The organism is Anaerotruncus sp. 1XD42-93 (genome assembly GCF_009917605.1).
Taxonomy (GTDB): Bacteria; Bacillota; Clostridia; order Oscillospirales; family Ruminococcaceae; genus Anaerotruncus.
Map to the genome: position 1 here is coordinate 18,830 of NZ_QZEG01000043.1, position 8,402 is coordinate 27,231.

General features: G+C 53.7%; 7 protein-coding genes. 4 read left to right on the forward strand and 3 right to left on the reverse strand.

Going from position 1 to position 8,402, the window contains the following annotated elements:
- Window positions 1-303 precede the first annotated feature (303 nt).
- The 4 genes from D5269_RS13215 (at window position 304) to D5269_RS18345 (ending at window position 4,445) form a co-directional block, all read left to right on the forward strand.
- Window positions 304-2,409, forward strand: a complete 2,106-nt coding sequence (locus tag D5269_RS13215) for a glutamine synthetase III (RefSeq protein ID WP_120485992.1) — start codon at window positions 304-306, stop codon at window positions 2,407-2,409.
- Window positions 2,410-2,486: 77 nt separating this feature from the next.
- Window positions 2,487-2,804 (forward strand): hypothetical protein, encoded by a 318-nt coding sequence (locus D5269_RS13220; RefSeq protein WP_158604978.1) that lies wholly within the window; start codon window positions 2,487-2,489, stop codon window positions 2,802-2,804.
- 78 nt (window positions 2,805-2,882) lie between these two features.
- Window positions 2,883-3,065 carry a DUF4177 domain-containing protein gene (locus D5269_RS13225; RefSeq protein ID WP_016317509.1) on the forward strand — a complete coding sequence of 61 codons (183 nt, stop codon included), beginning with the start codon at window positions 2,883-2,885 and terminating at the stop codon, window positions 3,063-3,065.
- Between the two features lie 120 nt (window positions 3,066-3,185).
- Window positions 3,186-4,445 (forward strand): hypothetical protein, encoded by a 1,260-nt coding sequence (locus D5269_RS18345; protein ID WP_199735738.1) that lies wholly within the window; start codon window positions 3,186-3,188, stop codon window positions 4,443-4,445.
- An 885-nt stretch (window positions 4,446-5,330) separates the two neighbouring features.
- On the opposite strand, the gene D5269_RS13235 is transcribed toward D5269_RS18345, so the two are convergent.
- From D5269_RS13235 to sleB, 3 genes are all read right to left on the reverse strand, one after another.
- Entirely contained in the window at window positions 5,331-6,899 is a 1,569-nt protein-coding gene (locus tag D5269_RS13235; RefSeq protein WP_158604979.1) for a PH domain-containing protein, read from the reverse strand.
- Complete coding sequence (locus tag D5269_RS13240; protein ID WP_120485994.1) at window positions 6,892-7,335, reverse strand: PH domain-containing protein; 444 nt, start codon at window positions 7,333-7,335, stop codon at window positions 6,892-6,894. The genes D5269_RS13235 and D5269_RS13240 overlap by 8 nt, the downstream gene beginning before the upstream one ends.
- A gap of 118 nt (window positions 7,336-7,453) precedes the next feature.
- Window positions 7,454-8,167, reverse strand: coding sequence for a spore cortex-lytic enzyme (gene sleB / locus D5269_RS13245; protein ID WP_243126857.1), 714 nt, complete (start codon window positions 8,165-8,167; stop codon window positions 7,454-7,456).
- Window positions 8,168-8,402 lie beyond the last annotated feature (235 nt).

An 8,402-nucleotide genomic window follows, 5' to 3' on the forward strand; every position in this document is an offset into this window, starting at 1 on the left:
TATCTCTACGGCTTTTTAAAGTTTTACTCAATTTTTTTCAAAAAATTGTGGGGTCAAGGGGCAGAGCCCCTGATGCGCTCCGCACTGCGAGCCGCAGCGAAGCGTTTCGAGCGCAACCCGCCGAAGGCGGGCTCTTAGCGCGAGATGAGCGCGGAACGCTTTATCCTGTGAAGCGCATTTTTCAGGTGAATTGCCGCGAAGCGGCAAGAGGGGGCTTTTTGCAAGAGAAAAAGCCCCCCTGTCGAAGGCACAGAACAGACTAAAAAATTGGCTTTGGCTCGAAAGAGATAGAGGAGGAGTTTTATGGAAACCTATGCGGAAAAGTCCCGGGATCTGAACAAACTGTTCGGTTCCCGGGTGTTCGGAGATGCAGCAATGCGTGAGTACCTCTCCAGAGAGGTTTATGAGGGGCTGAAACATACGCAGAACAGCGGCCAGCCGCTTGACCCGGCGATGGCAAAAGCAGTGGCGTCCGGGATGATGAACTGGGCGCTCTCGCTCGGCGCCACCCATTATACCCATTGGTTCCAGCCGCTGAGCAATATCTCGGCTGGCAAACACGATGCGTTCATCGAGCCGACCGGCAATGGAGAGATTGTACTCGACTTTTCACCCAAGGCGCTGGTCAGGGGGGAGCCGGACGCATCCTCCTTTCCGTCGGGCGGGCTGCGCGCCACCTTCGAGGCCCGGGGATATACCGCGTGGGACCCCACTTCCCCGGCGTTTGTCAAGGACGGCACCCTCTATATCCCCACCGCATTCTGTGCCTATACCGGTGAGGCGCTCGACCAGAAAACCCCGCTGCTGCGGTCGATGGAGGCGGTCAACCATGCGGCTGTGCGGCTGCTGCGGCTGCTCGGCAACACCACCTCAAAATGTGTCATCCCGACGGTGGGCGCCGAACAGGAATATTTTTTGATCGACCGCGGGCTTTATGAACAGCGGCTCGACCTCAAAATCTGTGGACGGACCCTGCTCGGTGCGAAGCCCCCAAAGGGACAGGAGCTGGATGACCACTACTGCGGGCGGATCCGCCTGCGGGTGGCCGAATTCATGAACAAGCTGGATGAGGAGCTTTGGGCGCTCGGCGTGCCCTCCAAGACCAAGCACAACGAGGTTGCGCCTACCCAGCACGAGATGGCCCCGGTCTACGACCAGGCGAACGTTGCCTGCGACCATAACCAGCTCACCATGGAGACGATGCGCTCGGTCGCCAAAAAGCTGGGACTGGCTTGTCTGCTCCATGAAAAGCCGTTCAACGGGATCAACGGTTCGGGCAAGCACAACAACTATTCGCTTGCCACCGACGATGGGATCAATCTGCTTTCCCCTTCCAAAGACCCGATCAAAAACCGGCAGTTCCTGCTCCTGCTGGCTGCGTTTCTCCAGGCGGTGGACGAGCATGCTGACCTGCTGCGCGCCTCGGCTGCTTCGGCGGGCAATGACCATCGGCTCGGTGGTTTTGAAGCGCCTCCCGCGATCATCTCGATCTTCCTGGGAGAAAGCCTGACACAGTCGCTGCTCGATGCGGCAGAAGGGGCGGTTCTGGGCAAAGCACAGCGGGAGCTGCTCCGGACAGGTGTTTCTGCACTTCCGGAACTTGTAAAGGACGATTCCGACCGGAACCGTACCTCCCCATTTGCTTTTACCGGCAACAAGTTTGAATTCCGCATGGTCGGCTCGGCGCAGTCGATCGCGCTCACCAATGTGGTGCTCAATACCGCTCTGGCAGATGTATTTACCCAGTTTGCCAACCGCTTGGAGCAGTCCGAAGACCGGGACAGCGAGATCGGTTCGATCATCGCTGACACGGTCAGCCGGCATGGGCGGATCATCTTTAATGGCAATAACTACGCAGAAGCCTGGGTCGAAGAGGCCAAGCGCCGCGGGCTTCCGATCCTTGAAACGGCGGTCGAGGCGTTTGACCGGCTGATCCTGCCCGAAAATATCGCGCTGTTTGAGCGCTACGGGGTATTTACCCCGGCGGAATGCCAGTCCCGCCATGAAATCCTGCTCGAAAATTATGGGAAGATCATCAGCATTGAGGCAGCCACCATGATCGAGATGGTCCGGCAGCAGGTCTATCCGGCAGTGGTGCAGTATGCCGGGCAGGTTGCGCACGCGGTCAATGAACTGAAGCAGGCCGGGATGCACAGCCAGTCGGCCGAGACGATGCTGAAAAGCCTCACCGCGCTGACCGACCAGATTGATTCCGAATTGACAGCTTTGCGGGAAGCGTATGCCCGCAGCCAGTCGATCGAGGATGTGCACGCGCACGCAACCTTTATGCGCGGCACGATCCGCGTCTGCATGGGGAGCCTGCGCACCTCCTGTGATGCTGCCGAAAAAATCATGTCCCGGGAGAGCTGGCCAATTCCAACCTATACCGATCTGCTGCTCCGCGTTTGAGCAAGCCCTTCAGGACTTGCTTTATAAAGAGAGGAATCTGTCGATTCCTCTCAAAATTAAGAAAGGGCTGAATGGAAATGGCAAAATTGAATCTGGGCGAAAACGAAAAAATGATCGCACAGGCTGCGGCTTCCCACATTGTGAAATTTATGATGCTGCCGCAGGCGAACCCGGGCACCCTGTATGTGACCAACCTGCGGGTGTCCTTTGACCCGTCACAGGGGAGAGCTTCTTCCGCATTTGAGTATGCGCTTGAAGAGATTGCATCGTTCTCGACCGGCATGGCGAACACCATCAATCTGCGGCTCAAAAATGGGGAAGAGCACAAGATTACCGGGATGTTCAACAAAAAGCTGATTGAGGCGCTCCAGAGCGCGGGCGTGAGCAGGGCATAAGCCGGACAGCGTCCAAATCAACAGGAAAAGGCAGCTCGGGTTTCCCGCGCTGCCTTTTGACCTTGGGAGGTTTTCAGGATGAGATATGAATATGTGGAAGTGCATATCAACAGGTTTTTGGGGGCAGGCTCAAAGGAGCACCGGAGGCTGATTGATGAGTATGCAGCCAAGGGATATCGCTATGTGGGGTTTATCCCTGTCAATATGACCGACTATGGGAAAATTAAGGATGTGGATTTGATTTTCGAGATAGAGGCATAGTTGACAATCGGCAGGCTTCCCGGTATGCTTTATAAAACAGATTTTAAATGAAAAGACGTCTTTTCATGATTCCCAGACTTCGTTCTGGGAATCATGGGGAATGTCGGGGAGAAGTGTCATATGGATTTCAGCGGTTTATTGTTAAAAGAGCATACAATCTGGGGCGGCCTGCGGTGGAACCTGTTGACCGAAAAGCGCCTGAAAAAAAGAAAATGTCTGGAGCAGTATGGATACAAGGTCTACTCCCAGAACGATGAGGATGGGATTATCCAGGAGATTTTCAGAAGAATCGGTGTGACCAATAAAACGTTTATCGAATTTGGCGTGCAGAATGGTCTGGAAAGCAACTGCCATTATTTACTGTTCCAGGGATGGAACGGCCTGTGGATGGACGGGGATGGGGAAGCGATTCAGGAAATTCAGAAACGGTTTTATCCGGTGCTGAAAACCGGACAGTTGGCATGTAAACGCGCGTTCATCACGAGAGAGAACATCAACCAGTTGATTTCGGAGCAGGGGTTCAGCGGGGAGATCGATCTGCTGAGCATTGATGTGGACGGAAATGACTATTATATATGGGAGGCAGTCACGGCGGTATCCCCTCGTGTGGTTATCATCGAATACAATGGAAAGCTCCCGCCTGACTGTGACTGGAAGATGGCGTATCATGCATATCATGTCTGGGAAGGATCGGACTGGCATGGGGCTTCTCTGAAAGCGTTGGAACGTTTGGGGGAGCGTTTGGGATACCAGCTGGTGGGTACCGGATTGGTCGGGGTGAATGCATTTTTTGTAAAAAAGGAGATTGCGGGAAACCTGTTCTACAAGCCCGCGACCGCAGAAGCCTTATATAACCCGCTCCGCCTGCTCATCTGCCACAAGTGCGGCCATCCCGCGCGCTATTGCCTGGCCGGGCAGCAGGAGGGGCTTGGACTGCTGAACTATGAGCCGGATGCGATTGCAGCTGCGGATTTTGGATTCCACGGACGCGAGTATCAGAACTCCGAGGCGTATGCACAATGGATGTCTGAGGTCAAAAGCCAGATCATTATCCGGGAAGATCAGGAACCAATCCATGCGGTTGCAGTTCCTTATAACATCCCTGCAGAGGTGCTGAGATCGGTCAAAAAGCCGTACAATGTAACCATCCAGGTGGAACAGGAGGAACCGCAGGTCTTGCCGGTCGAACAGGAGGCAGGGGAATTTTGCATAGCGCTCCCGGACACAGGACAGACTTTCCTGCGGATCACATTTACAGTTTCAGAGCTTTGGAGCCCGGCCGAAGTCTTGGGTACAGGGGATGGGAGATCTTTAGGACTCAATATCCATTTCAGTGAAATCCGGGCGATTGAGGATGCGGTTCCGGGTCAGGAGCCGTAAGAAGCTGTTTCGCATTTCTTGATGCAAGGGGGCTTTTTCTCTTACAAAAAGCCCCCTCTTGCCGCTTCGCGGCAATTCACCCGAAAAAAGCGCTTCACAGGATTAAAGTATTTCGCTCATTGCGATGAGCGACCAAAGGCTCTGCCTTTGGAAACCGCGATTTTTTGAAAAAAATCGAGTAAAACTTTAAATTGTAAAAAAGAAGAAATCAACCCAGCTTGTCGGGGAGGGGCCTACGGGGAGGGGTCGCCGACCCCTCGCCCGTAAGGCAAACTGAGGGGGCGTCGCGCGAAGCGCGCTTCGGGCTGAAAGCCCGAGAAGACCCCCGAAGAAGGGCGCTTGCGCCCCGGAAGTTTGGGCTGGAACCCAAACTTCCGTTGCCTCACTGCCTTTGGAAACCGCGATTTTTTGAAAAAAATCGAGTAAAACTTTAGCTTTGGAAAAAAGCGGCACCCAGCCCGGAAGGGAGGGGCCTACGGGGAGGGGTCGCCGACCCCTCGCCCGCAAGGCAAACTGAGGGGGCGTCGCGGCGTATGCCGCGCTTCGGACCGCAGGTCCGAGAAGTCCCCCGAAGCAGGGCGCTTGCGCCCCGGAAGTTTGGGCTGGAACCCAAACTTCCGTTGCCTCACTGCCTTTGGAAACCGCGATTTTTTGAAAAAAAATCGGGTAAAACTTTAGATGCTAAACAGGCCCTAAGACGCGCTGTTATCCGCAGTCTGTCTGATATTCCTCGATTGCAGGCTTTTGGAAATGGTGCCATTCGCCAAATACACAGGCGGCTGAAACTGCAAAAAGAGCTGGGACCTTTTACGGTTCCAGCTTTTTTGACAAAACAGGCAGAAAATTTACCGGCAGGATGTGCGCGGCGGCTGTCGGTACGGCTTCCTATTTTAAAAAGGGAAGAAAGCGTATTTTTAGCAGCGCGAAAAGGCGTTCGTACCAGTTGGGGATCCCTGCATCTTTTGGCGTCCAGCAATCGAGCGCGCCAAACAGCTCTGTGGTGGCATCCCAGTCGATGTTGCGGATGTGGTGTTTCCGCTGCCCTTCCGCGCGGGTCGAAACCACCAGGTCACAGCGGTTGTCCCCGCGCTGTAAAATACTTTGCCGGATGTTCACCAGTGAAATTTTGTCGGAGGGAATCACTACTGTGTGTAGATAATATCCGCTTGAATAACGAAGGGTAAAAAAATCTTGGCTTTTTGAGACGCCCGAAGAGAAAAAATCCATCAGTCTGACCCCGAGAAACCAGTAAGCCGGGATGGAGAGCATCAGCCCCGCGAATTGCAGGATCGCTGCCCAGGCTGGCAGATATCGGGTGCCCAGAAAGGATGCCAGTGGGATCAGGATACAGGGCCATAGTGGTTCAATCAGAAATTTGAAGATTGCTCCGGCGTTGGGTTTCAGTGCGCGCGGGCTGGGCTGGAATTCCGGCAGCAGCCGGTCGAGCTGGCCCATCGCGTGTTTGCGGGTCGAAAACGGGATGACAGCCGCGATGTCAGACTGTTCCTTGCCAACTCCGATCCCGTCGAGAAACACCGAGTAGAGCCGAAACAGGCGGGTCAGGAGGCTTTGGCGGATATCGATAAAACTGATCTCTTTGATCTGAAGCTGATAGAATTTTTTCGTCAGCACCCCGCCTTGCAGATGGAGCAGTTCCGCTGTCCGCCGGGTGCAGAGCCCATGTGTTTGCAGCAGGCTCATTGTGAACGCCACCATCCATCCGCCGATCAGCGCCAGCGCAGCCCCTGCTGCAATCGGGGGCAGGTGAAAGGCGATCAACCCGACTGTTAGGTGCGGAAGGTCGTTCGCCAGTCGATAGGCCAGTGCTTCGAACACCGAAAGCAGCAGGTCGGACAGCTCCTGCCCGAGAATCTGCCCCGCCTGTGAGATAAAGGTGGAGGCGATCAGAATGCCAATAAAACTATTAGATGTAAATAAAGATAAAAATATTACATTTTGTAAACCAGGACGGTATGCATAACCGCCGCCGGTTTCTGTCGGGACCGACTGCTGGCGCAGGGCTAGCACCTGTGCCGCACGATCAAACCGCAGGTAAAAGGTCAGATCCGCTTTTTTGGGGTTGCGTGCAACCGTGTCAACCCGCAGCTGCGCAATTCGGAATGGCCGCAGCCAGAAAGGATGCAGTACCGATAAGGCCGAAATTCTGGTATTTGGAATCCAGATTTGTTCCCTTAAAAATATACCTTGGGTATAATAAAGACCGGATATATCAAAATAATATCGGAAATGGTTCCACTTTTGATAGGAAAGGAACAGGATCAGGGCGACCATCAAGAGATCAAGCCAGGCACCCTGCACCCACCGGATCAGCCCGCCCTGCAATGCCGAAAGGAAACCGCGGAGCAACGGGAAGATGAGCAGGAAAAGAAATTTATAGAGATAAGTCAGGATCGAAAACGGATGGGCGTGCACTGCACGCGCCCGCCTATCCATGCGACCCTCCGTCAGGGGTGAGCGCTCCCTGTAAGAGAATCCCATCTTGCAACGGCAGCCCTGGAAGGCGAAGGGTGCTGCCTGCCGCGTAGACGACCAGCGAGCAGAGTCCAAACAACTGCTGGAGCGGCGTAGACGATACCGATACATATTGGATGCTGACAAGCGGCATTGCCTTGATGCGGGTATAGATCACCCCGCAGTGGACCACCAGACAGGCCTGGTTGATCGAATAGGATAGTTTGCGGTATTTGATCGGGTAGTATCCTATGTAAAAATAGAGGAATGCCGCGATCCAGGACGCGCTGAACAGCCACCAGGCCCAGGTACGGTTGATGGAAAAATAGGCAGTAACCGCTGAAGGGGCCACCGCTGTCACCAGCAGGCGAATCCTCCAGACGGTCAGAATGCGCAGATCAGGTTTTTGCAGGGTCATAATGGGGTCCTCCAGATAGATGATCTCTTATATAGTTTGTCTTGCAGAACGCTTTCTTCCATATTATATAGGAAAAACCGTTGGAAGAAAGCACTTTTGAAAAAATAATTGGCTTACCTCATTTGCAGAACAGGTGTGCGCCGATCCGTTTGATCACCGGACGGGTGCGGATCCATTTGTTTGAGGTCTTATCTGGATTATAATAGTAGATTGCGCCGCCTGATGGATCGGCGCCTTTGAGCGCTTCACGTGCAGCCTTGCGTGCGGATTCAGCTACAGCCTCGTTGATCTGCCCGTCGGTAATCGCCGTAAAAGCGCCTGGCTGGTAGACCACGCCGGAAATCGTATCCGGAAAGGAAGGATGCTCCACCCGGTTGAGCACCACCGCCCCAACCGCAACCTGCCCTTCGAACGGCTCCCCGCGTGCCTCCGCCGAGATAATATTGGCTAACAGCGCAACATCACTGTTGGAATAGCCGCCGTTCCCGCCCGTCTGCTGGGAGTTGTAGATTCCCAGTGCCTTTAAGGTAGCCGGGCCGACGATTCCATCCGGGTTTAGGCCGTTCTTCTTCTGAAATGCAACTACCGCTTTTTTGGTCTGTACCCCAAAGATACCATCTACCGAGCCGGTGTAGTATCCCCAGTTCTTGAGCTTCTGCTGAATCTGACGGACTTCTTCCCCGCGGGAGCCGGATTTGGAAAGAACAGATGTGACGCTGTCCAGCCGGATGGTGTAGACAGCCAGTCCGAGCAACAGGAAGCAGGCGATTGAAAGGGATATCATACGGATGATGAAAACCGAGACGGTTAATTTTTTTTCGGATTTGGACATGAATTGCTGCCCCCTTATTCAACGGATTTTTTTGTAGTATGTGGGGGAGAAGGGGATTTTATACCTCTGAAAAACAGAAAAGCATCCTATATATTGGATGCGATTGTCGAATTTTGTCAAGATTTAGTGGATGGAAATAGAAAGCAAAAAAACTTTAAAAAAAATGAAAAAAGGTGTTGACAAAGAAAGGGGAACGTGATATTATAACTAAGCTGTCTCGTGAGCGACGACACAA

Excerpts from the sequence above, each read along its gene's own strand:
- D5269_RS13215 (WP_120485992.1), top strand. The coding sequence starts at position 304 with ATGGAAACCTATGCGGAAAAGTCCCGGGATCTGAACAAACTGTTCGGT.
- D5269_RS13220 (WP_158604978.1), top strand. The coding sequence starts at position 2,487 with ATGGCAAAATTGAATCTGGGCGAAAACGAAAAAATGATCGCACAGGCT.
- D5269_RS13225 (WP_016317509.1), top strand. The coding sequence starts at position 2,883 with ATGAGATATGAATATGTGGAAGTGCATATCAACAGGTTTTTGGGGGCA.
- D5269_RS18345 (WP_199735738.1), top strand. The coding sequence starts at position 3,186 with ATGGATTTCAGCGGTTTATTGTTAAAAGAGCATACAATCTGGGGCGGC.
- D5269_RS13235 (WP_158604979.1), bottom strand. The coding sequence starts at position 6,899 with ATGGATAGGCGGGCGCGTGCAGTGCACGCCCATCCGTTTTCGATCCTG.
- D5269_RS13240 (WP_120485994.1), bottom strand. The coding sequence starts at position 7,335 with ATGACCCTGCAAAAACCTGATCTGCGCATTCTGACCGTCTGGAGGATT.
- sleB (WP_243126857.1), bottom strand. The coding sequence starts at position 8,167 with ATGTCCAAATCCGAAAAAAAATTAACCGTCTCGGTTTTCATCATCCGT.